The 22,520-nt window shown below is 71.8% G+C and carries 18 protein-coding genes; 12 read left to right on the top strand and 6 right to left on the bottom strand.

Annotated features, from left to right (window positions below; genetic code table 11):
* Positions 1-7: 7 nt before the first annotated feature.
* The gene (locus OG892_RS20795; RefSeq protein ID WP_371629939.1) at positions 8-1,216 is read right to left on the bottom strand and encodes a S8 family serine peptidase; all 1,209 of its coding nucleotides are present in this window, start codon (positions 1,214-1,216) and stop codon (positions 8-10) included.
* A 265-nt stretch (positions 1,217-1,481) separates the two neighbouring features.
* Between OG892_RS20795 and OG892_RS20790 the strand changes: the two genes are divergently transcribed.
* From OG892_RS20790 to OG892_RS20765, 6 genes are all read left to right on the top strand, one after another.
* Positions 1,482-4,790, top strand: a complete 3,309-nt coding sequence (locus OG892_RS20790; protein WP_371629938.1) for a right-handed parallel beta-helix repeat-containing protein — start codon at positions 1,482-1,484, stop codon at positions 4,788-4,790.
* Positions 4,791-5,206: 416 nt separating this feature from the next.
* Positions 5,207-5,371, top strand: coding sequence for a hypothetical protein (locus tag OG892_RS20785; RefSeq protein WP_199884435.1), 165 nt, complete (start codon positions 5,207-5,209; stop codon positions 5,369-5,371).
* A gap of 10 nt (positions 5,372-5,381) precedes the next feature.
* Positions 5,382-5,675, top strand: a complete 294-nt coding sequence (locus OG892_RS20780) for a Dabb family protein (protein WP_073736406.1) — start codon at positions 5,382-5,384, stop codon at positions 5,673-5,675.
* A 299-nt stretch (positions 5,676-5,974) separates the two neighbouring features.
* Entirely contained in the window at positions 5,975-6,838 is an 864-nt protein-coding gene (locus OG892_RS20775; protein WP_073736532.1) for an RNA polymerase sigma factor SigF, read from the top strand.
* Between the two features lie 234 nt (positions 6,839-7,072).
* The gene (locus OG892_RS20770) at positions 7,073-7,939 is read left to right on the top strand and encodes an RNA polymerase sigma factor SigF (RefSeq protein WP_024489092.1); all 867 of its coding nucleotides are present in this window, start codon (positions 7,073-7,075) and stop codon (positions 7,937-7,939) included.
* Between the two features lie 57 nt (positions 7,940-7,996).
* Positions 7,997-8,866, top strand: a complete 870-nt coding sequence (locus OG892_RS20765) for a hypothetical protein (RefSeq protein ID WP_371629937.1) — start codon at positions 7,997-7,999, stop codon at positions 8,864-8,866.
* A 78-nt stretch (positions 8,867-8,944) separates the two neighbouring features.
* Here the strand turns inward: OG892_RS20765 and OG892_RS20760 are convergent, their stop codons facing one another.
* Positions 8,945-9,160 (bottom strand): hypothetical protein, encoded by a 216-nt coding sequence (locus OG892_RS20760; protein ID WP_371629936.1) that lies wholly within the window; start codon positions 9,158-9,160, stop codon positions 8,945-8,947.
* A gap of 573 nt (positions 9,161-9,733) precedes the next feature.
* On the opposite strand from OG892_RS20760, the gene OG892_RS20755 reads away from it, so the two are divergent.
* From OG892_RS20755 to OG892_RS20735, 5 genes are all read left to right on the top strand, one after another.
* Entirely contained in the window at positions 9,734-10,255 is a 522-nt protein-coding gene (locus OG892_RS20755) for a MarR family winged helix-turn-helix transcriptional regulator (protein ID WP_073736403.1), read from the top strand.
* A gap of 23 nt (positions 10,256-10,278) precedes the next feature.
* Positions 10,279-12,798, top strand: coding sequence for a DHA2 family efflux MFS transporter permease subunit (locus OG892_RS20750; protein WP_371629935.1), 2,520 nt, complete (start codon positions 10,279-10,281; stop codon positions 12,796-12,798).
* Between the two features lie 237 nt (positions 12,799-13,035).
* On the top strand, positions 13,036-13,854 hold the full coding sequence (locus OG892_RS20745) for a YceI family protein (RefSeq protein ID WP_073736401.1): 819 nt from the start codon (positions 13,036-13,038) through the stop codon (positions 13,852-13,854).
* Positions 13,855-13,880: 26 nt separating this feature from the next.
* The gene (locus OG892_RS20740) at positions 13,881-14,351 is read left to right on the top strand and encodes a PPOX class F420-dependent oxidoreductase (protein ID WP_073736400.1); all 471 of its coding nucleotides are present in this window, start codon (positions 13,881-13,883) and stop codon (positions 14,349-14,351) included.
* A gap of 45 nt (positions 14,352-14,396) precedes the next feature.
* A complete protein-coding gene (locus OG892_RS20735) occupies positions 14,397-15,329 on the top strand; it encodes an NAD(P)-dependent oxidoreductase (RefSeq protein ID WP_371629934.1) in 933 nt (310 codons plus the stop codon).
* Between the two features lie 17 nt (positions 15,330-15,346).
* Here the strand turns inward: OG892_RS20735 and OG892_RS20730 are convergent, their stop codons facing one another.
* Both OG892_RS20730 and OG892_RS20725 read right to left on the bottom strand, forming a co-directional pair.
* Complete coding sequence (locus OG892_RS20730; RefSeq protein WP_371629933.1) at positions 15,347-16,150, bottom strand: TetR/AcrR family transcriptional regulator; 804 nt, start codon at positions 16,148-16,150, stop codon at positions 15,347-15,349.
* Between the two features lie 139 nt (positions 16,151-16,289).
* On the bottom strand, positions 16,290-17,813 hold the full coding sequence (locus tag OG892_RS20725; RefSeq protein WP_328866217.1) for an MFS transporter: 1,524 nt from the start codon (positions 17,811-17,813) through the stop codon (positions 16,290-16,292).
* 155 nt (positions 17,814-17,968) lie between these two features.
* Here OG892_RS20725 and OG892_RS20720 point away from each other — a divergent pair, with 155 nt between their 5' ends.
* Positions 17,969-18,832, top strand: coding sequence for an endonuclease/exonuclease/phosphatase family protein (locus tag OG892_RS20720; RefSeq protein WP_073736396.1), 864 nt, complete (start codon positions 17,969-17,971; stop codon positions 18,830-18,832).
* Positions 18,833-18,835: 3 nt separating this feature from the next.
* On the opposite strand, the gene OG892_RS20715 is transcribed toward OG892_RS20720, so the two are convergent.
* Positions 18,836-21,055 carry a glycosyltransferase family 39 protein gene (locus tag OG892_RS20715; RefSeq protein ID WP_371629932.1) on the bottom strand — a complete coding sequence of 740 codons (2,220 nt, stop codon included), beginning with the start codon at positions 21,053-21,055 and terminating at the stop codon, positions 18,836-18,838.
* Positions 21,052-22,494: a glycosyltransferase gene (locus tag OG892_RS20710; RefSeq protein WP_371629931.1), complete on the bottom strand. Its 1,443-nt coding sequence runs from the start codon at positions 22,492-22,494 to the stop codon at positions 21,052-21,054. Before OG892_RS20710 ends, OG892_RS20715 begins: the two co-directional genes overlap by 4 nt.
* Positions 22,495-22,520: the final 26 nt, after the last annotated feature.

The raw sequence follows: 22,520 nt of genomic DNA, 5'->3' as shown, positions 1-22,520 counted from the left end.
GGCTGAGTCAGCTGCCCGCCGGGCGCCAGTTCCGGGCCCGGCCGCGCGGGATCACCACCGCGCCCGCCGCCACCAGGAGCACCAGCCCGCCGCCCACGCCCGCCACCACCAGCGCGCGGGTGCGGGGCGCCGCCGGTGGCGAGGGCGGCAACGCCGCCCTCTGCGGCTCGGGCGCGGCGCCCTTGGCGTCCGTCAGTACGGCCGTCAGCGCGGCGTACGGGTCCAGCCGGGGCGGCGCGGCCGGATACGCCGACTCCGTCAGCCGGCGCGAGACCTCGGCGGCCTTCAACCGCGGGTAGCGCGCGCGGACCTGAGCCGCCGCGCCCGCGACATGCGCGGCGGCGAACGAGGCGCCGGAACCGATGAAGTGACCCGAGCCCTTGGGGCCGATGCTCACCACCGCGTCGCCGGGCGCCGCCAGGTCCGCGCCGCCGGCCGGCGGCGCGTTGGAGGGCCGCCCGCCGTCCGGGCCGTAGTCCGTCACGGCCAGCGCGCCCGGGGCCGCCGCGGGCCAGTACCAGGGCGCCGGCTCCTCGTTCCTCGCCAGCGCGTCCGGCGCCGCCGGGGCCACCACCAGCGCGTCCTTGGAGCTCGCGTACCTGACCGCGTCCGTCAGCTGCGCCTTGCCGCCGTCCAGCGCCACGGCGACGTAGATCACGCGGGCGCCCTCGTCCGCCGCCCCGCGTATCCCCTCGGCGACCTGGCCCGCCGTGGTCGCGCCCCGCTCGTCCGTGCCCCGCACGGCCAGAATCCGGGCCCGCGGCGCCAGCCCCTCCGGACCACTGCCGTCCCCGGGCGTCGCCGCGATCAGACCGGCCGCGAAGGTGCCGTGCCCGACGCAGTCCGCACCGGCCGCCCCGAGCGCGGTCACCCGGCCCGACAGCGCGGGCGCCTCCTTGGCCACCCCCGTGTCCACCACCGCGACCGTCACCCCGTCGCCCTGGGAGAGCGGCCGGGCGCGGGACGCGCCCAGGGCCCCCAGCGTCCAGGGCTCGGCCTTGGCCGTCTTGCCGGAGACCGAGACGCAGGGGTCGTCCTCGGCCAGGGCGGACCGCACGACGGGCAGCCCCACGGAATCGGCCGCGGCGGAGGCGACGGGCACGGCCCCTACGGCGCCCAGCGCGGTCGGGACAACGGCGGTCAGGAAGGCGGCGGCCACAGCCGAGGCCCGGGGGCGGCGGCGGGAACGAACTCGGGCACGGGGCATGGCGCGCATGATAGGCGCCGTGCGTGACGGCGCGAGGAGCGGGACGCACGAGCCGACGCAGCGGCCGTCCGCCGCCGGGCCGCCCCGTACACCCGCACGGTCCCGGCGGAACCGGCCCCAACCCGGCTGTCCCTCCTGGAACATCGACGGACCGGTCCCGTAGCCTTCAGCGCGTGCGCACAGCCGTACGTACCCCGGCCGCGAACCAGTTCCCGGCCGGCCTCCTGGGTGGGAGAGTCACACGGCGGCGGCACCACAGCGAGGAGGATCGAGCGTGTCACGGCAGTTGCTCAGGGTCGGGTCGGCAGAGCCGGACAGCTTCCGGACGATCGGTGATGCCCTGGACAAGGCACGCACGGGTGCGGTGATCCGGGTCCACCCCGGTCGCTACCCGGAGAACCTCATGGTCAGGACACGGGTCACCATCGTCGCCGACGGCGATCCGGGCAGCGTCGAGATCTGCCCGCGCCGGGGCACCGCCGTGGTCCTCGTCGCCGACGCCGTCATGCTCACCGACCTGACCCTGCGCGGCGGGAGCGAGGACCTGCCCGCGGTCGACGTGCCGCGCGGCCAGGTCGCGATGGACGGCTGCACGGTCATCGGCTCCGGCTGGACGGCCGTCCTGGCCCGCGAGTCGGGCTCGCTCGCCATGCGCGACTGCCGGGTCAGCAACCCGAAGGGCGCCGGAGTCGTGGACTCCGCGCCGACCGGCAGCGTCATCGCCGGCTGCCTCATCGAGAACCTCGGCACCTCCGGCGTCGTCATCGGCGCGGAGGCACGAACGACCGTACGGGACTGCCGGATCCGCGACGCCCGCGCCAACGGCGTGCTGACCTCCGACGAGGCGCAGGGCCTGGTGGAGGACTGCGACATCTCCGGCACGGACAAGCCGTCCATCGCGCTGGAGGGCCGCAGCGGCACCCGGGTCGTGCGCACCTTCGTGCACGACACCTCCGTCGGCGTCTACATCACCAGTTCCGCCCGCCCGGTCCTGGAGCACGTCACCGTGTCCGACACCTCGGGCCCCGGCATCATGCTGGCCGCGAGCGCCGACCCCGAGTTCCTGAACTGCCGCACCTCACGCACCAAGGGCAGCGGGCTCGCCGTCACAGAGCGCTCCCGGGGCACCTTCCAGGACTGCGAGTTCGACACCGCCGCCGCGCCCGCCATCCGCGTGATCAATTCCAGCGCGCCCGCCCTGACCGGCTGCGCGGTGCGCGACTGCGCGGACACGAGCGGAGCCGTGCTGCTGGAGGAGGATTCGACGGCGGAGTTCGACGACCTGCTGATCGCGGACGCGGCCGGCGCCGGCATACGGATAGTCACCGGCGCCAACCCGCTGCTGCGCCGCGCGCGGATCACCTCGCCCGGCGGCCACGGCGTCGAGGTGGCCGAGGACGGGCGCGGCCGCCTGGAGCACTGCGAGATCGACCGGGCGGGCGGCGCCGCGCTACGGATCGCCTCCGGCGGCAACCCCGAGATCCGCGACACGGTCATGCGGGCGGCGACCGACACCACCGTGTCCGTCGGCGCGCAGGGGAGGGGTGCTCTGCGGGACTGCCGCATCGAGTCCGCCGCGGCCGGCGGCATCACGGTGGACAACGACGGCGAACTCACCGTCCTGCGGGCCCACATCACCGACTGCGGCGCCCACGGCGTCCTGCTCAACAACGGCTCACGCGCCACGCTCACCTCCTCCCAGGTCATCGGCAGCGTCGGCGACGGCATCCGGATCGACAGCGCCGAGCCCGTCGCCGTGACCGGCTGCACCGTCCGCGACAACCGCGGCGCGGGTCTCAGGCAGACGCGGGTGAACGAACGGCTCACGGTCGAGGACCTGAACAGCACCGGCAACGTCGCCCCCGACGCCTGGGGCGACACCCTCCCGGCGGACACCGCGAGCGGCGGCGCCGGGGAAACGGCCAAGGAGCCCAAGGGCCCGCTGGAGGAGCTGGATTCGCTCGTCGGCCTCGCCGAGGTCAAGAGCCAGGTGCGCACACTCGTCAACCTGAACCAGCTCAACCAGCGCCGCGCCCAACTCGGCATGCCGGTGGCCCAAATGAGCCGACACCTGGTGTTCTCCGGACCGCCCGGCACCGGCAAGACCACGGTGGCCCGGCTGTACGGCGGCATCCTGGCGGAGCTCGGCGTCCTGCGCTCCGGGCACCTGGTGGAGGTATCCCGCGCCGATCTGGTCGCGCAGGTCATCGGCGGTACGGCCATCAAGACGACCGAGGCGTTCAACGAGGCGCTCGGAGGTGTCCTGTTCATCGACGAGGCGTACACGCTCCTGTCCGACAGCAAGGGATCCGGCGCCGACTTCGGCCGGGAGGCCGTCGACACCCTGCTGAAGCTGATGGAGGACCACCGCGACGACGTGGCCGTCATCGTCGCCGGCTACACGCAGGAGATGACCACCTTCCTCTCCTCCAACCCGGGCCTGGCCTCCCGCTTCCCCCGCACCATCGAGTTCGCCAACTACGCGGTCGGCGAGCTGGTGACGATCACCGAGAACCTGTGCGCGGCCCACCGCTACGCGCTGGACCCGCGGACCCTGGACGCCCTCGCCTCGCACTACGAGCGGATGCCGCGCGACGCGTCGTTCGGCAACGGGCGCGCCGCGCGCCGGGTGTTCGAGGAGATGGTGGACCGGCAGGCGTTCCGGCTGAGCTCCATGAGGAACCCTGCGGAGAGCGACCTGACACTCCTGCTGCCCGAAGACGTGGCGGTGAACGCCGGAACCCCGGCGGACGACGGTCCGGGCTCCGAGGAACTGCTCGCCCAGCTCCACGCCATGATCGGCCTGACGGCGGTCAAGAACGAGGTGACCGCCCTGGTCAACCTGCTCAGCGCGACCAGACAGCGCCGGGCCGCGGGACTGCCCACCCCGAAGATCAGCCAGCACCTCATCTTCTCCGGTCCGCCCGGTACCGGAAAGACCACCGTCGCGCGGCTCTACGCCGACCTGCTGCGCTCCCTGGGCGTCCTGCCCAGGGGCCAGCTCGTCGAGGTGGCCCGCGCCGACCTGGTGGGCCGCTATGTCGGGCACACGGCGCAGCTCACCAAGGAGGCGTTCGAAAGCGCCCTGGGCGGTGTGCTGTTCATCGACGAGGCGTACGCCCTCACCCCGGAGGGCGCGACGTCCGACTTCGGCCGGGAGGCCGTCGACACGCTGCTGAAGCTGATGGAGGACCACCGCGACGAGGTCGTCGTCATCGCTGCCGGCTACACCCGTGAGATGCGCCGCTTCCTCGACTCCAACCCGGGTCTGGCCTCGCGGTTCTCGCGGACGGTGGAGTTCGAGAACTACTCCACGGACGAGCTGCTGGAGATCCTGTCCAGGCAGGCCACCGGCTACGGCTACGACTGCGCCCCGGAGGCCATCACCGCACTGCGCGGCTACGTGGACAGCCTGCCGCGCGACCAGTCCTTCGGCAACGCGCGTGCGGCCCGGCAGATCCTGGAGTCGATGATGACCCGGCAGGCGGGCCGGATCGGCGCGATGCCCGCACCGAGCCTGGACGACCTGCGCATGCTGCTGTCGCAGGACCTGCCGCCCGAGACCGCCGGCACCCGGCGCTGACCCGGCCGGGGCGCCTCGGAACGCCCCGTGACAGCACGCGGGCCCGGTTCGGAAACGAACCGGGGCCCGCGTGCTGTGCTACCGCTCAGGTCGGGGGGAGCGGCATCGGGGGGACAAGCCGCTCCCCCCGATGAGAACAGGACCTTCCGGCCCTTGCCGCGATCGGGGGGGGTGCCGCGGCGAGGACCCCACAGAGAGGTCCTGTTCCTCGCCCTGCGGAGTTTCTGCCACATCCGCCGGGCTCGTCATCCATCCTGCCCCGCGCCGGGGGCCGAGCGGGCGGGCGAAGGGCCTTGGTCGCCGGGTCCTTGGTCCCTAAAGTCCGCATGAGTGATCGGAAACACCAAGTGGATACGGCCATTCGTGCGGATAGACTCGCCCGACCGCGCAGGGGATCGAAGGGGAGTCAGGGGCCGATGGTGCAAGCGAAGAAGATCGCTCTCTACTTGATAGTCGTCTTCGTGCTGTACACGATCATCACGTCCCCGGCCAGAGCCGCCGATCTCGTCCAAGTAGGCTTCGAGGGCGTTTCGAGTGCCGCGCAGAGCGTCGGTGACTTCATGTCCGAGCTCGTGAATTAGGAGTACCCCCATGATCCGCCATCTGGTCCTGTTCAAGCTGAACGATGGCGTCGCGCGCGACGAACCGCGGGTCGTCGCGGGGGCCAGGGCCTTCCAGGAACTGGCGGACAAGGTCCCCGGGCTGGAGTTCTGGGAGTGCGCCTGGAACATCACGGACCGGCCGATCGCGTACGACTTCGCCATCAACTCCGCCGTCGCCGACGAGGCCGCGCTGAAGAGCTACATCGAGCATCCGGCCCACCAGGCTGCCGCCGGACAGTGGCGTGAATTCGCCACCTGGGTGATCGCCGACTACCCGTTCTGACCCCTTCGGCCCTGCGAGCCCCTCACCACAGCGGTGAGGGGCTTTTCTTTGTGTTTAAACCGATTCGACGTCAGCACAGCCAACACGGCGCAATAGGGTGCTTGCACATAGTGGACATGTCTTGTGATGCTATGACCGCTTTTGACGGATGAATTGACCGAAGTTGACCGCAAAGGGGTGGCGTCATCGTGCCGGCCAGTACAGCGCCTCAAGTGCCTCCCCAGACCGCCCAGCCCCCGCAGACCGCCCAGCCGCCGCAGCAGTCACCGCAGCAGTCACCGTCGCAGCAACAACAACAGCTGCAACAGACGCCGCAGCAGTCACCGCCGCAGCCACCGCAGCAAGCTGTGCAGACGATCGAGACCGAGACGCCCGACGACACCGCCACCCCCGCCAGAACCCGGGGCGCGGACACCAGGGCGCTCACCCAGGTCCTCTTCGGGCAGCTCAAGGGGCTGGAGCCGGGCACCGCGGAGCACGGCCGGGTCCGGACGGCGCTGATCGAGGCGAACCTCCCGCTCGTGCGGTACGCCGCGGCGCGGTTCCGGAGCCGCAACGAGCCGATGGAGGACGTCGTCCAGGTCGGCACGATCGGCCTGATCAACGCCATCGACCGGTTCGACCCCGAACGGGGTGTCCAGTTCCCGACCTTCGCGATGCCGACCGTGGTCGGAGAGATCAAGCGGTACTTCCGGGACAACGTGCGGACCGTCCACGTACCGCGCCGGCTGCACGAGCTCTGGGTCCAGGTCACCGGCGCCACAGAGGACCTGACGACGGCTCACGGCCGCTCGCCCACCACCGCGGAGATCGCCGCCCGGCTGAAGATCTCCGAGGACGAGGTGCTGGCCTGCATCGAGGCGGGGCGCTCGTACCACGCGACCTCGCTCGAAGCGGCCCAGGAGGGCGACGGGCTGCCCGGACTGCTCGACCGGCTCGGCTACGAGGACCCGGCCCTGGCCGGTGTCGAGCACCGCGATCTGGTCCGGCACCTGCTCGTACAGCTGCCCGAACGCGAGCAGCGGATCCTGCTGCTGCGCTACTACAGCAATCTGACGCAGTCCCAGATCAGCGCGGAACTGGGCGTCTCACAGATGCATGTGTCAAGGCTTCTCGCCAGAAGTTTCGCCCGACTGCGATCCGCAAACAGGATCGAGGCGTAACCGGAACGGGTAGAACGCTGCTTAAGCATTTCCGCCCGATGACATACGGCAAACCGCTCGTTAACTGCACAGACTCACCCAAGACTTGTCGACAAGTCACTACAGCGCGTTGCCGACATGTGACATTCTGCGGGAACCGCGTTTGCCGCCGCCTCGCTTCCGGTATTCAGGTGGAGGCTGCGTTCCTCCGATGGTCGCGGCCACCGCGACCGTCCGCGACCTCAAGGGGGTGGCATGTCCGCAGAACAGGGCAGCTCGAAGGTGCTCACGCTCACCAAGAGCGCACCCGCACCCGTTGTGCTCACCAGCTCGTCGGAAGCCATCGACACCCGCACGCTGTCCCGCTCACTGTTCGTGCGGCTCGCCGCACTGGGTCCCGCACCGGGGCCAGATGGAACGGACAGCCCGGAGCGGGCCTATGTGCGGGACACACTCATCGAGCTCAACCTGCCGCTGGTGCGTTACGCCGCGGCGCGGTTCCGCAGCCGCAACGAACCCATGGAGGACATCGTCCAGGTCGGCACGATCGGCCTGATCAAGGCGATCGACCGGTTCGACTGCGAACGCGGCGTGGAGTTCCCGACGTTCGCGATGCCCACCGTCGTGGGCGAGATCAAGCGCTTCTTCCGGGACACCTCCTGGTCCGTGCGGGTGCCCCGTCGGCTCCAGGAGCTGCGGCTCGCCCTCACCAAGACCAGCGACGAGCTCGCCCAGAAGCTCGACCGCTCGCCGACCGTGCCGGAGCTGGCCAAGGCACTCGGGGTCTCCGAGGAGGATGTCGTCGACGGCCTGGCCGTCGGCAACGCCTACACCGCCTCCTCGCTGGACTCGCCCTCACCAGAGGACGACGGCGGCGAGGGCTCGCTGGCCGACCGGCTGGGATACGAGGACTCGGCGCTCGAGGGCGTCGAGTACCGCGAGTCCCTCAAGCCGCTGCTGGCCAAACTCCCGCCCAGGGAACGGCAGATCATCATGCTGCGGTTCTTCGCCAACATGACCCAGTCGCAGATCGGCGAAGAGGTCGGCATCTCGCAGATGCACGTCTCGCGCCTGCTGACCCGCACGCTCGCCCAGCTCAGGGAAGGGCTCATCGCCGACTGATCCGCGTGCAGCGGCGCACGGGTTCCGATTTGACGGACCGTCAGCCACACTGGCGCCATGCGACGTCAGACATTCGGCCCGCACGGCCGCCGAGGCACCATGATCGCCGCCTCGGCGGCCGTGCTGTGCCTGGGCGGGACCCTGGCAGGCTGCGGCGACGGTACGGGCGGCGGCGACGGCTACACGGCGGTCGGCGCGGCACAGGCGGACCCCGGCAAGACCCCCTCCGGGGCGGTGGCGCCCTCGGGGAAGGTCACGCTGGTCCCGCTGGACGGGGACAGGCGCGGGGGCGGTGACGGAGCTGGCAGCGGCGGTGGAGCCGGGAGACCCGGGGACGCCTCGGGCTCAGCCCCGGCCTCGCCGGGTTCCTCGGCCGCGGGGGGCGGTACGGGCGGTGGCGGTGGCTCCGGCAGCGGGCGGCCCGGCACGCCGGGCCACGCGGCGGACGGCAGCAGCGGCGGCGGCGGCGCGAGCCCTGCGGGCCGCACCCCCTCAGGAAGCTCAAGCGGCACCAGCGGCTCCGGAGGCGCCGATTCCGGCGGCTCGGGTGGCTCCGGCGGCTCGGGGGGCTCCACCGCCCCCGCGACCCCGTCCGCGCCCGGCTCCACCGCCCCCGCAGGACCGGCCGTGCTGAAGGTGGGCGCGCCCGGACGGTCGGCGGCGGACAAGCGCTGGTGCGAGAAGGTCACCGTGGAGTTCCGCAACACCGGTGGGTCACCGGTGCGTTCGGGCACCGTCACCTTCGCCACGCACATCATCGGCGGGCTGGGCATCGACTGGGCGACCCGGGAATCGACAGCGCCGCTGCCCGCGCCGATCGACGCGGGAGCGGCGCGGAAGAAGACGTACACCGTCTGTGTGGACGACTGGCGGGTGCCGCTGGGTATGCACGTCGAGACCCGGGACGTCACCGCTGTCTGGAAGTGACGAGCGGAAGTGACAGACGTGACGGAGCGGAAGTGACGGACTGAAGTCGGCGGACGGGGACGGAGTGGCCGGGGTCGGTCAGCCGAGCGCGAGCCAGGCGACCGCGCCGAGGACGACGATCACCGCGACGACCGCGGCGATCAGTCCGGTCCTCGGGCCGCCGGACGACACGGCCGCGGGCTGCTGCCGGCGCTGCGGCTCGCCCTCGTCGACGAAGGCGCGGAACATCTGCGTGTTGCCTGCCGGGTCGCTTGTGCCCTCGGGACCCTGCGGGGCGTGGGGGTTGTGTGCCATGTCGCAGGACCCTAGCGAACTCGGCGCGGGCGCCCAACCCCCGGGGCGTTGAAGGCGCGAGGGCGCAGCGGGGCAAACGGTGCGGAAGTGCCGGGGGGAGACCGGAGGAGGGCCGGGCGAGGGGCGGTGACCGCGTGGGCGTGCGGTGCGGAATCCGCCGGGCCGCAAGGGCACCGGGCCGGTCCCGGCTCCGGGCCCGGCTACCCTCCCGGCGCACAACACCGTTGCCTCCTGGGCCACTTGGGAATCGCGTCGACTCCGGACCGCCCGTCCTCCCGTATATACGCGCGAGGGACGATCGCGCACGGCGCGCGGGCGGTGCCGCATCGCCCGGGGGCCTGACCCGTCCGGTGGGAAACCGGGCTCCGGACCGCCTCGCACACGCCTCGAGTGTGGCAGGAGACACATCCACCACTTACACACCGCAGACGCTGGGGCTTTGACTTCACCCCTACCGAGCCTTTTGCGTTCCTTTACTTATGCAAGCCCTATTTCGTTTGCCTGCAGCAACCAACGGCTTCTATGGTTGCCCTAAGCAACAAGATGACCGGTGTGATGATGTCTGGGGGTCCCGTGGCCGCGCGGAGTCAGTACGAAGAACTGGCCCGGCAGCTGAGCGCCATCGGCGCCGTGAAACGAGGGCTCGCGCGCATCCTTCCGGCCGAATGTCCTGCGGGCTCCGCGGCCGTACTGGCTCTGCTGAGCCGGCACGGCGAAATGCGGATCAGCAGTCTGGCCGAACTGCTCGACGTCGATATGTCGGTTACCAGCCGGCATGTCGCCCACGTAGCGGAGCGCGGCTGGATCGAACGGTCCCCGGACCCGGCGGACAAGCGTTCCCGGATCCTGCGGCTGACCCCCGCGGGCGAGGACGTGCTCTCGGACCTGAACTGCCGGACCACCGAAATGTTCGCCCACCACCTCCAGGATTGGTCCGACGAAGAGGTCGGGCAGCTCAACACGTTGTTGGCCCGGCTGCGCGACAGTTTCTCCTGTCGCGGATCCGGCGGGTGCGCCCCCGGACGGCACAGCGGCGAATGCCGCACCCGGCCGGCCGACAGCGACGACGGCTCGTACACCCGTACACCCGTGTAACAGAAGCAAAGACAAGGATTTAAATGGCTACGACCACACCAACCGGTGTGCGGGGCGGCCACGCCAAGCACGGAGGGAACGATTCCTCCGACGGCACGCCGATGACACACCGGCAGATCATGGAAGCACTCACCGGGCTGCTGCTCGGCATGTTCGTCGCGATTCTGTCGTCCACCGTCGTCTCCAACGCCCTGCCGGAGATCATCTCCGACCTCGGCGGCAGCCAGAGCTCGTACACCTGGGTCGTCACGGCCTCGCTGCTGGCCATGACGGCGACCACCCCCCTGTGGGGCAAGCTCTCCGACCTGTTCAGCAAGAAGCTGCTGGTCCAGATAGCACTGATCATCTACGTCCTCGGCTCGGTCGTCGCCGGTCTGTCGACCAGCAGCGGCATGCTGATCGCCTGCCGTGTCGTGCAGGGCATAGGCGTCGGCGGTCTCTCCGCCCTCGCCCAGATCGTGATGGCCGCGATGATCGCCCCCCGCGAGCGCGGTCGCTACAGCGGCTACCTCGGCGCGGTCTTCGCCGTCGCCACCGTCGGCGGCCCGCTGCTCGGCGGTGTCATCACCGACACCAGCTGGATGGGCTGGCGCTGGTGCTTCTACGTCGGCGTGCCGTTCGCGGTCATCGCCCTCATCGTGCTCCAGAAGACCCTGAAGCTCCCGGTCGTCAAGCGCGAGGTCAAGGTCGACTGGACCGGAGCCTTCTTCATCAGCTCCGCCGTCTCCCTGCTGCTCCTCTGGGTGACCTTCGCGGGCGACAAGTACAACTGGATGTCCTGGCAGACCGGCGTGATGCTGGCCGGCTCGGTGCTCCTCGCGCTGCTCTTCGTCTTCACCGAGTCCCGGGCCAGCGAACCGATCATCCCGCTGCGGCTGTTCCGCAACCGCACCATCACGCTCGCCTCGCTGGCGTCGCTGTTCGTCGGTATCGGGATGTTCGCGGGCACCGTCTTCTTCAGCCAGTACTTCCAGCTGGCGCGCGGCAAGTCGCCGACGATGTCCGGTGTGATGACGATCCCGATGATCACGGGTCTGTTCCTCTCCTCGACCCTCTCGGGCCAGATCATCACCAAGACGGGCCGCTGGAAGGTCTGGCTGGTCAGCGGTGGCTTCCTGCTCACCGCCGGTCTCGGGATGCTCGGCACCATCCGGTACGACACCACGTACTGGCACATCGCGATCTACATGTTCGTGATGGGTCTCGGCATCGGCATGATGATGCAGAACCTGGTGCTCGCCACCCAGAACCAGGTCGACCCCAAGGACCTCGGTTCGGCCAGCTCCGTCGTCACGTTCTTCCGTTCGCTCGGTGGTGCCATCGGTGTCTCGGCACTGGGCGCCGTGCTGGCGAACCGCGTCACCCACTACGTCAAGGACGGCCTGACCGACCTCGGTCCCCAGGGCGCGTCCATGAACACCGGTGGCGGGGGCATCCCCAACCTGTCCACGCTGCCCGCGCCGCTCCGTACGGTCGTCGAGGCCGCCTACGGACACGGCGTCGGTGACGTCTTCCTCTACGCGGCTCCGGCCGCACTGCTCGCCTTCCTGGTCACGATCTTCATCAAGGAGGTCGCGCTGCGGACGAACGCGGGGAAGGACGCCCCGGCCCCGGCCGAGGCAGCCCCCGTCGAGGCGGTCCCGGCACAGGCAGCGGCCCCGGTCGACGCGGCGGTCCTCGCCGGCGTCCCGTCCGGTTCCGCCGCACCGGCCTCCGAGGGAACGGCCGGGGTCACCTCGGTCGACACCCTCCGGTCCGCTCCGGCGGCGACCGTGCAGGGCACCGCGGTACGCGGTGTGGTGCGCGGCGCCGAGGGCGCGCCCGTCGGGCACGCCGCCGTCACGCTGATCTCGCTGGGCGGCCGGCAGCTGGGCATCTCGGCCGCGCAGGCCGACGGTTCCTACGGTCTGGACGCCCCGGGCGCCGGCTCGTACGTGCTGATCGCGTCCGCCGACGGCTTCCAGCCGCAGGCGTCCACCGTGGTCGTCGGCGACGAGCCGCTCTCGTACGACATCCTGCTCTCCGGTACGAGCGGGCTGGCCGGAACCGTGCGGGCCGCCGAGGGCGGTACGCCGGTCGAGGGCGCCATGATCATCGTGACCGATGTCCGCGGCGACGTGCTGGCCACCGGGAAGTCCGGCGAGGCGGGCGAGTTCACCTTCGGTGAGCTGGTCCCCGGTTCGGTGACCGTCGCGGTGAACGCGGCCGGGTTCCGCCCGATGGCGCTGCCCGTGGAGGTCGGCGGCCAGGGTGTCACCCGGGTCGACGCCGCACTGCGGGCCGGCGCGCTGGTCCAGGGTGTGGTGCGGGCCGGTTCGGCTCTGCGGCCGCTGCCGGACGCCCGCGTCACGCTGATCGACGCGGCGGGCAACGTCATCGCCAACTCGACGACCGGGGAGGACGGGGCGTACGCCTTCACCGACCTGGACGCGGGCGAGTACTCGGTCATCGCGACCGGCTACCCGCCGGTGGCGGGCGCCCTGACCGTGGCCGGTCACGGGGTCGACGGCCACGACATCGAGCTCGCCCACCCGGGCGAGTAGCCGGTATCGAACTCGCCCACCCCGGCGGGTAATCAGTCCGGGTACGGACACGCAAGACCCCTGGCAGGACGGCGCTTCTAGCGGAGAGGCTGTCCGGGCCGGTGGAAATGGGCCCCGGAGGCGGGGACGGCAGGCAGGGGACGGCCTGCCGTCCCCGCCCCGGGGCCCGACTCATGAAGTGACCCGTTCGGTCAAAGCGGATGGGCCACTGAGCAACGGGCAAGGAGAGAAATCGGGATGGGACTTCGCGCACAGGTACGGACGCGGGACGGCTGGGCCGTCCAGCACGCGGTCGTGACGGTCACCGACATGACCGGTACGCAGGTGCTGCGGGCCGCCGCCGACCAGGACGGGGCCGTGCGGGCAGAGGAACCGCTGTCCGCGGGCGCGTACACGGTCATCGTGACGGCGGTCGGGTACGCCCCCGCCGCCTCGACCGCGCTGGTCACGGCGAGCGGCCGGGTCGAGGCCGGCACGGTCGTACTGGCCCGCCAGGGCGGGGTGGAGCTGCCGCCGCCGGGCGTCTGGTCGCTGGACCCGGCGCACTCCTCCGTGGGCGCGGTCGCCCAGCACCTGGGCATCTCCAGCGTGCACGGCCGGTTCACCGAGTTCGGCGGCCGGATCGAGATCGCGGAGGACGTGCAGCTCTCCCGGGTGGACGCGGTCATCAGCGCGACCAGCATCGACACCGGCAACGGCATGCGGGACAAGCACCTGCGGTCCCCGGACTTCCTCGACACCGACCGGTTCCCGGAGATCACCTACCGCTCCAGCGGACTGACCCCGGCCGGACCCGACCGGTGGACCGTGCACGGCGAGCTGGCGCTGCACGGCGTCGCGCGCCCCATCGACCTCGACCTGAGCTACCTCGGCACCGGCCCCGACCCGTGGGGCGGCGTGCGCGCGGCGTTCCGGGCGACGGCCGAGCTGCGCCGCGAGGACTTCGCCATGAACTACAACCAGGTGGTCCAGGCCGGCATCTCCGCCATCGGCACGACGCTGCGGGTGGAGCTCGACATCCAGGCCGTGCAGGGCGATTCCGTTCCGGCTGCCTGACCTCCCGCAGTCGTAGGGTCTGTTCCATGGCATCCAACATCGCGACCAACACCGCCGTGGAACTCGACGAACTGCTGGCCTTCGTACGGCCCCGGCACCGGGCGATCCTGCTGACCACCCGGTCCGACGGCCGTCCCCAGGGCTCCCCGCTCAGCTGCGGCGTCGACGACGCGGGCCGGATCGTCGTCTCGACGTACCCCGAACGCGCCAAGACCCGCAACGCCAAGCGGGACGAGCGGGTCAGCGTGATCGTGCTGTCCGACGAGTGGAACGGGCCCTGGGTACAGATCGACGGCTCGGCCGAGGTGATCGACTCACCGGATTCGGTCGAGCCGCTCGTCGAGTACTTCCGCAACATCTCCGGCGAGCACCCCGACTGGGACGAGTACCGGGCGGCGATGGTCAAGCAGGGCAAGTCCATCATCCGGATCACCCCCGAACGGTGGAGCCCGGTCGCCACGGGCGGCTTCCCGGCGCATCTCGCCCCGGAGGCCTGACCCCGCCGTGACCGCCGCGCCGTTCCACCCCGGAGGCCTGATCCCGTGACCGTTCCTCCGCCCCGGCCAGAGGAGCTGGCCCGTGCCCGGCTGCTGGCCGGGCCCGAGGTGCCCGACGCCGCGGCGGACGCCCTGGCGCGGGCCGCCGGGCGCCCCGTGGAGCGCGGCGCGGCCCCCGGCGGCGGCCCCTGCGTGTACGTGGGGGCCACGCTGCCCGAGGCCCTGCGCGGGGACGGGCTGCTCTGGTTCCACAGCGTGAACGCCGGTACCGACGCCCTGCTGGACGCCGGGCCGTGGCCGCCGGGGGCGCTGCTCACCCGAACGGTGGGCCGGATGGGCGAGCGGATCGCGCAGTACGTGCTGGCCTGGGTACTGGCCGAGTGCCAGTCCGTACCGGAGTTCGCCGCGCAGCACGAGCGGGCCGAGTGGCGCCGTATCCCCTCCGAACTCGTGGCCGGGCAGACCGCGTTGATCCACGGGACCGGCCGGATCGGCTCGGCGGTCGCCGGGCTGCTGCGGGCCTGTGGCATCCGGACGGTGGGCGTGGCGCGCACCCCGCGCGAGCTCCCGCCCGGCTTCGTCGCGATGGCAGGACCGGACGAGCCGGTGGACGCCCGCTGGGTGGTCGCCGCGCTTCCGCTGACCGGGACGACGGCGGGCTACTTCGGGGCGGACCGGTTCGCGGCGATGGGCGGCGCCTCGTTCATCAACGTGGGGCGGGGCGCGACGGTGGACCTGGCGGCCCTGGAGACCGCGCTGCACGCGGGGACGGTGGGGCGGGCGGTGCTCGACGTGCTGGCGGACGAGCCCGCCGCACCGGACGATCCCTGCTGGCGGCTGCCCCGTACGGTCGTCACCTCGCACTCGGCGGGCATCACGGCCGACCAGGACGTGGTCACGGACTTCACGTCCTGCCTGCGCGATCTCGCGGCGGGACGCCTCCCGGCCCTCGCCGTGGACCCGGCACGCGGCTACTGACGGGGGCGGGTCCGCGGCTACTGGCGGGGGCGGGCGCGGCCCTCTTCGGCGTCCGGGGACCGCTCCCGCTCACGCATCGCGTCGATCCCCGCGATCAGCAGGTCGAGCGCGAACGCGAAGTCCCGCTCGTGCATCTCGTGCACGGTCTCGGCGCCGCGGGCCTCGATGAGGTCCTGCGACTCCGCCACCAGCGGCCCCAGCTGCGGCTGCTCCTGGATGGCCGCCATCGCCTGCTGGAAGTACTCGTCCTGGGTGAGCCCCGCCTCGGCACTGCGCTGGGCGAACTGGCCCTCGACGGTGCTGAATCCGTACACGAACTGGAAGACCGCAGAGAGCGCCCCGGTCTGCCGTCCCTGCGGAAGGCCGGTCGCCCGGATCACGTCCTGGATGGCGTACGCCATGAGCATCGCGTGCGGACCCGTGTTGAGGAACTTGCCCACGAGCGGGGAGACCCAGACGTGCCGGACGAGCAGCTCCCGGTACGCGCTCGCCAGCGCGCGCAGCCGGGCCTCCCACGGCCCGTCCTCCGGCGGGGGGTCGAACTCGCTGTAGACCGAGTCGAGGGCCAGTTCCAGCAGGTCGTCCTTGGTGTCGACGTACCAGTAGAGGGACATCGCGGTGACGTTCAGCTCGGCGGCGAGCCGGCGCATGGAGAACTTCGCGAGCCCCTCGGCGTCCAGCAGCCGGACCGTGGCGGCGGTGATCCGGTCGCGGTCGAGCCCTGCGGGCTGGTCCGATTTCCGGGCGCGCGACGGTGGCCGGTGGTTCAGCCACACACTCGTCCGGGCAGGGTCCTTCGCGCGGTCGGCCGCGGACACCATGGCGCACTCCTCGTCTCACCGGCGGGACGGACCGGATACGTACTCCGGACTCACCTGGGCCCCGGGCTCACCTGCCCCGGGCCTACCTACCCCGTGCCCAAAAAACGGAGCAGTACGGTCCGGTACATCCCGCCTGATGCTATGCCGCCGCCGCGGCAGTATCAGCCTGCGCCGATTCTCCCCGCTCCGCACGGCGCAGCAGCACCGCGGCCAGCAGTCCGCCCACCAGCACCGCCACCGCACCGGTCAGCTGACTCGCCTCAAGGCCGGAGGCGAAGGCGTCCGTGATGCGCTGCCGCTCCCCCGCGCCGCTCGCGGCGGCCAGCGCGGCGGGCAGCGAGGCGGCGCCCACGGCCGTCGGGACGAGCGCGGAGAACCGGGAGTTCAGCACCGCGCCGAGGACCGCGACCCCGAGGCCGTTGCCGCATTCGGCGAGGGTGCCGTTGACCCCGGCGCCGACGCCCGCCTTCTCCGGCGGGATCGCGCTCATGATCGCGTTGGCCATGGCGGGCGCGGCGAGCGAGATGCCCGCGCCCATCACGACCAGGCCGAGCAGCATGCCCCCGTAACCGCTTCCGCCGAGCAGCGCGATCGAGGCCAGACCGGCGGCGAGCAGCGCCATCCCGGAGGCGATGGTGACGGGCGTGCCGAGCCTGGGCAGCAGCCGGGCGCCCAGTCCTGCGAGGTTGAGCACGATGACGCTGACCGCCAGCGGAGCCGTCCGCAGACCGGCCTCCAGCGGTCCGTAGCCGAGGACGAACTGGAGCTGCTGGGTGAGCAGGAACAGCGAGCCGCCCATCCCGAACGCGACCAGGATCGCGCCCGCGACCGCGCCGACGAACCGCTGGTTCCGGAAGAAGTGCATGTCCAGCATCGGATACGGGATGTGCAGCTCCCACAGCACGAATCCGGTGAGGACGGCGACTCCGGTGAACGCGGTCAGCAGCACCTGACCGGAGGTCCAGCCGTGCCCGGGGCCGGAGATGATCGCGTAGACGACCGCGGCCATACCGATGGTGGAGAGCAGCGCGCCGAGCAGGTCGGGCCGGTCCCCGGTCCCGCTCCTGGACTCCGGCACCAGCCGCGCCACGGCCACCAGTCCGAGCACCGCGACCGGGATGTTGACCAGGAAGATCGCGCCCCACCAGAAGTGGTCGAGCATCACCCCGCCGATCAGCGGGCCGACCGCGAACCCGAGCGAGCCGACGGTCGACCAGACGCCGATCGCCTTCACCCGCTCGGTGTCGTCGAAGATCTGGACGACGACGGCCAGCGTGGTCGTCATCAGGAGTGCGCCGCCGATGCCCATCCCGGCCCGTGCGGCGATCAGTTGCGCGGAGGTCTGGGCGAGCCCGGCCGCCAGTGAGCCGATGCCGAAGAGGGCCAGCCCGGCGATCAGCATCCTCTTGCGGCCGTAGCGGTCGGCCGAGCTCCCGGCGGTCAGCAGCAGACCCGACTGGACGAGCGAGTAGGCGTTGATCATCCACTGCACATCGGCGGTGGAGGCGTCCAGTTCGCGGGTGAGCGAGGGGATCGCGATGTTGAGGACGGTGTTGTCGAGCACGACGGTGAGCTGGGCGAGGCAGATGACTCCGAGGATCAGCCAGCGCTGCGGATGGCTCGTCTGCGAGAGGTGGTTCTGCTCGGCGGCGGACGCCGTCATTCGGACTCCCGGGGGTTCAGTCAGGGGCGTTCGATCAGGTCCCTATACGGTGTACAGGGAAGCGGTTGTACACCGTATAGCTACCCTTTCCGGGCCCACAACCGACTTTCCCGCGGTACGGTGCCGATCGCTGATCCGACAAGGGCTGGAGCGGTATGTCACTGCGTCGTCGTACGGTGGAAGTCCTGGTTGCCGCAGGCCTGTTGGGAGCGGCACTGGCGCCCCCTGCGACGGCCGCCGGGCACGGTCCGGAGCGGTCGGTACCCCTGCGTGTCGCCACGTACAACATCCACGCGGGTGCGGGCATGGACAACGTATTCGATCTCGACCGGCAGGTGGCCGAGCTCCGCTCGTTGCACGCGGACGTCATCGGGCTCCAGGAGGTCGACGTCCACTGGGACGCGCGCAGCGAGTGGCGGGACCTGGCGGGCGAGCTGGGCCGGCGGCTCGGCATGCGGGTGTCGTTCGCCCCGATCTACAGCCTCGATCCGGCGACGCCCGGTGCGCCGCGCCGCGAGTTCGGGGTCGCGGTGCTGTCCCGGTACCGCGTCGTCGGCGCAGAGAACCACGACATCACCCGGCTCTCCACCCAGGACCCGAACCCCGTACCCGCCCCCGGGCCCGGCTTCGGTGAGGTGGTGCTGCGGGTGAAGGGGCTGCCCGTGCACGTCTACGCGACGCACCTCGACTACCGCGGCGACCCGTCCGTGCGGATCGCCCAGGTGGCCGACACCCGCCGGATCATGGCCGAGGACCGGAAGGAGGAGCGGGGTCCGGTGCGGCAGATCCTGCTCGGCGACTTCAACGCGGCCCCGGCCGCCCCGGAGCTGGCCCCGCTCTGGGAGGAGCTGACGGACATCGAGCCGGGCGCCCCCACCTTCCCGGCCGAGAACCCGGTCCAGCGGATCGACTACGTGGCGGTGTCCAAGGACACCGTGCGGGTACGCGACGCGGCGGTGGCCGAGACCCTCGCCTCGGACCACCGCCCCGTCGTCGCGGACCTGCTGCTGCGGCGCTGAGCCTCAGCCGGCGCTCGTCGTCTTCGGCCGGGTCAGGTCGTAGAACGTGGCGCTGCCCGCCGTGACCTTCTTGAAGTTGGCCTCCACCCAGGTGGAGATCTTCGACGAGGTACCGCTGTTGCCACCCATTCCTCCCATTCCGCCCATGCCGCCACCGCCGCCTTCGCCACCTTCTCCACTGGAGATGAAGTAGTGGATGCGGCCGTCCTCGACGTACTTCTTGAACTGGGAGAGCGTCGGGGACGGGTCGCTGCCGTTGAAGCCGCCGATCGCCATGACCGGGTCACCGGTGGCGAGCTGGTAGCTGGCGGCGTTCTGCGAGCCGATGGCCGCGGCGCTCCAGGTGTAGGCGTCGGCGTCCGCCGCCAGCAGCTTCTCGGCCGCCGCGTCGACGGAAGCGCCGTTGAGCAGCCCGCCCATACCACCGCCTCCGCCACGGCCTCCGGCTCCGGCCCCGCCTCCGCGGAAGCGTTCCCCCGCGCCAGGCATACCGGGCATACCGCCGGGCTGCTGACCTTGCTGCCGGCCCTGCTGCGAGGCGCCGGGCTGGCGTTGGGTCTGGCCCTGACCCTGCTGACCGCCCGTGGGCGGCATGCCCGTGCCCATGCCCGTGCCCTGTTGGTTGCCGGTCGGGGGCCGCATGCCGCCGCCGGGACCGCCGCCAGGGCCGCCCCGGCCGCCGCCGCCGAATCCGCCCATCCCGCCGGCGGACGGGCCGGCCGTCACGATCGAGCCCTGGTGCCCGGTGTTCAGCGTGTTCAGGGTGTACGCGACCGGCCCCGCCAGCGAGGCGGCGAACCCGAGCCCCACGGCGACCAGCGCCAGTTGACGCCCCAGCCGGGCCGCGAGCAGCAGGCCCACCGCGCCCAGCAGCCCGGCGGCCAGGACCGCCGTGCGCAGCCACGGCAGGTAGTCCGGGGTCCGCCCCAGCAGGACGTACGCCCACCACGCCGTCACCGCCACGGTCAGCGCGAGCGTGGCCCCCGCCCACCAGCGGGACCGCTCCTCCCACAGGACCGTGACGCCCATGCCGATCAGCGCCGCGATGTAGGGGACCAGGGCCACCGTGTAGTACTGGTGGAAGATCCCGGCCATGAAGCTGAACACACCCGCCGTCATCAGCAGCGAGCTGCCCCAGGCGAGGAAGGCCGCCCGGACCGGGTCCGTCCGCTTCGCCCGCCAGGTCAGCCACACTCCCGCGACCAGCAGGATCAGCGCGGCGGGCAGCAGCCAAGAGATCTGGCTGCCGATCTCGGAGTTGAACATCCGGCCGATCCCGGTCTCGCCCCACTGACCGCCCGCGCCGCCACCGGGACCGCCCCCGCCGCCGACGCTGCCGGTCTCGTCGCCGTTGATCCGGCCGAGTCCGTTGTACCCGAAGGTCAGTTCAAGGAACGAGTTGTTCTGCGAGCCGCCGATGTACGGGCGCGAGGAGGCGGGCCACAGCTCGACGATCGCCACCCACCAGCCGCCCGCGACCAGCATCGACAGCGCCGAGAGCCCCAGCTGGCCGAACCTCCTGCGGACGGGGACCGGGGCGAACACCGCGTACAGCACCGCCAGCGGCGGCAGGATCAGGAACGCCTGGAGCGTCTTGGACAGGAACGCCAGACCGACCGCGACCCCCGCCCACACCAGCCACTTGGTGCGGCCGTCCTCCATCGCGCGCAGCACGCAGTAGACGGTCGCGGTCATCAGCAGCGCGAGCAGCGCGTCCGGGTTGTTGAAGCGGAACATCAGCGCGGCGACGGGCGTCAGCGCGAACACCGCCATGGTGATCAGCCCCGCGGCGGCGCTGAAGCGACGCCGTACGGAGGCGTACAGCACCCCGGCCGTCGCGACGCCCATCAGCACCTGCGGGAACAGGATCGCCCAGGAGCCGAGGCCGAACACCCGCACCGACAGGGCCATCGGCCACAGGGTCGCCGGGGGCTTGTCGACGGTGATGGCGTTGGCCGAGTCCAGCGAGCCGAAGAAGAAGGCCTTCCAGCTCTGGCTGCCGGCCTGCGCGGCGGCGGAGTAGAAGGAGTTGGCGTAGCCGGAGGCGGTGAGGTTCCACAGGTAGGCCGCCGTGATGGCCAGCAGCATGCAGAGGAAGGCCGGCCGCGCCCAGCTGGGGTCCTCCGGCCTGCCCCGCCAGGCGCGGCGCACCAGCGAGAGCCCGGGGCGTGGGTGACCCGCCGCGCTCTGGGGCGGTGCCGGGAGGTGGTCGAGCGTGGTCATCGGGCGTTCCTCAGTTCGTGGTGGGTGTCGTCGGCCGGCTCGGCGCGGGTGTCGTCGGCCTGCTCTGCGGACGGGCGGGGCGGCGGCGCGTGGACCGGTCCGTCCGCGTCACCGCCCCTCTCACCGACCGCGACCGCGTCACCGCCCCGGTCGCCGTCCGCGTCACCGCCCCGGTCACCGCCCTGGTCGCGGTCGCGGTCCGGGAAGACCCAGGCGCGGAAGAGCAGGAAGCGCAGGACGGTCGCCGCGAGGTTGGCCGCGATCAGCACGGCGAGCTCGGTGCCGTGGGACGGCGATCCGGAAGCCGCGCCCAGGGCGGCCAGCGAGCCGCTGGTCAGGGCGAGACCGATGGCGAAGACCACGAGCCCCTGCGCCTGGTGGCGGACGGCCCCGCCCCGGCCGCGTACGCCGAAGGTGAGCCTCCGGTTGGCCGACGTATTGACGACGGCGGAGACCAGCAGCGCGCAGCCGTTGGCCAACTGCGGCCCGACGCCCAGCCGGAAGAGCGAGTACAGGGCCAGGTAGAGAAGCGTCGACAGGGCGCCCACCACACAGAACCCGACCAGCTGCCGGGCCAGTCCGCGCGGCACCCCGCCGATCCCCCGGTCGCGCGGGTCGTCGCCGAAGGGCCGGGCCAGCCGGTCCAGCGGCAGCGCGCCGACGGCCAGCGCCCGCCCCACGCGCCACACGCCCTTCAGGTCCTCGGTCGCGGTCCGCACGATGTGGACGGTCGAGTCGGGGTCGTCCACCCAGTCGACCGGCACCTCGTGGATGCGCAGCCCGGCCCGCTCCGCGAGCACCAGCAGCTCGGTGTCGAAGAACCAGCCGGTGTCCTCGACCATCGGCAGCAGCCGCTGCGCGACATCGCGGCGGATCGCCTTGAACCCGCACTGCGCGTCGCTGAACCGGGCGGCGAGCGACGAGCGCAGGATGATGTTGTACGCCCGCGAGATGAACTCCCGCTTCGTCCCCCGCACCACCCGCGAACTGCGGGCGAGACGCGAGCCGATGGCCAGGTCCGAGTGGCCGGAGATCAGCGGGGCGACCAGCGGGAGCAGCGCGTTCAGGTCGGTGGAGAGGTCCACGTCCATGTAGGCGAGGACCGGCGCGTCGGAGTGCGACCAGACGGTCCGCAGGGCCCGCCCCCGCCCCTTCTCCTCCAGCCGGTACGACCGCACCCCGGGAAGCGTCCGCGCGAGCCGCCGCGCCACCTCCGGCGTCCGGTCGGTGCTCGCGTTGTCCGCGACGGTGATCCGGAAGGCGTACGGGAAGGTGCGCGCGAGATGGTCGTGCAGCCGCAGCACGCACGGTTCGAGGTCCTTCTCCTCGTTGTAGACGGGTACCACCACATCGAGGACGGGTGCACCTGCCGCATCGGCCACGCCCGCCAGGAGGTGGTCCCGGGCCGGCAGGGCGCTCCAGGGAGTGTCGGTTCGCATGACACCGACACTCGCCAACCGCCCTG

The sequence above is a fragment of the Streptomyces sp. NBC_00341 genome (assembly GCF_041435055.1).
Taxonomy (GTDB): Bacteria; Actinomycetota; Actinomycetes; order Streptomycetales; family Streptomycetaceae; genus Streptomyces.
The sequence above is the reverse complement of the archived record's forward strand: the minus strand, read 5'-3'. Positions and strand labels throughout refer to the sequence as shown.

Coding starts and splice junctions, on each gene's coding strand:
- OG892_RS20725 (WP_328866217.1), bottom strand. CDS start 17,813: ATGACGGCGTCCGCCGCCGAGCAGAACCACCTCTCGCAGACGAGCCAT.
- OG892_RS20715 (WP_371629932.1), bottom strand. CDS start 21,055: ATGACCACGCTCGACCACCTCCCGGCACCGCCCCAGAGCGCGGCGGGT.
- OG892_RS20745 (WP_073736401.1), top strand. CDS start 13,036: ATGGGACTTCGCGCACAGGTACGGACGCGGGACGGCTGGGCCGTCCAG.
- OG892_RS20760 (WP_371629936.1), bottom strand. CDS start 9,160: ATGGCACACAACCCCCACGCCCCGCAGGGTCCCGAGGGCACAAGCGAC.
- OG892_RS20730 (WP_371629933.1), bottom strand. CDS start 16,150: ATGGTGTCCGCGGCCGACCGCGCGAAGGACCCTGCCCGGACGAGTGTG.
- OG892_RS20765 (WP_371629937.1), top strand. CDS start 7,997: ATGCGACGTCAGACATTCGGCCCGCACGGCCGCCGAGGCACCATGATC.
- OG892_RS20720 (WP_073736396.1), top strand. CDS start 17,969: ATGTCACTGCGTCGTCGTACGGTGGAAGTCCTGGTTGCCGCAGGCCTG.
- OG892_RS20785 (WP_199884435.1), top strand. CDS start 5,207: ATGGTGCAAGCGAAGAAGATCGCTCTCTACTTGATAGTCGTCTTCGTG.
- OG892_RS20795 (WP_371629939.1), bottom strand. CDS start 1,216: ATGCGCGCCATGCCCCGTGCCCGAGTTCGTTCCCGCCGCCGCCCCCGG.
- OG892_RS20750 (WP_371629935.1), top strand. CDS start 10,279: ATGGCTACGACCACACCAACCGGTGTGCGGGGCGGCCACGCCAAGCAC.
- OG892_RS20710 (WP_371629931.1), bottom strand. CDS start 22,494: ATGCGAACCGACACTCCCTGGAGCGCCCTGCCGGCCCGGGACCACCTC.
- OG892_RS20770 (WP_024489092.1), top strand. CDS start 7,073: ATGTCCGCAGAACAGGGCAGCTCGAAGGTGCTCACGCTCACCAAGAGC.
- OG892_RS20740 (WP_073736400.1), top strand. CDS start 13,881: ATGGCATCCAACATCGCGACCAACACCGCCGTGGAACTCGACGAACTG.
- OG892_RS20780 (WP_073736406.1), top strand. CDS start 5,382: ATGATCCGCCATCTGGTCCTGTTCAAGCTGAACGATGGCGTCGCGCGC.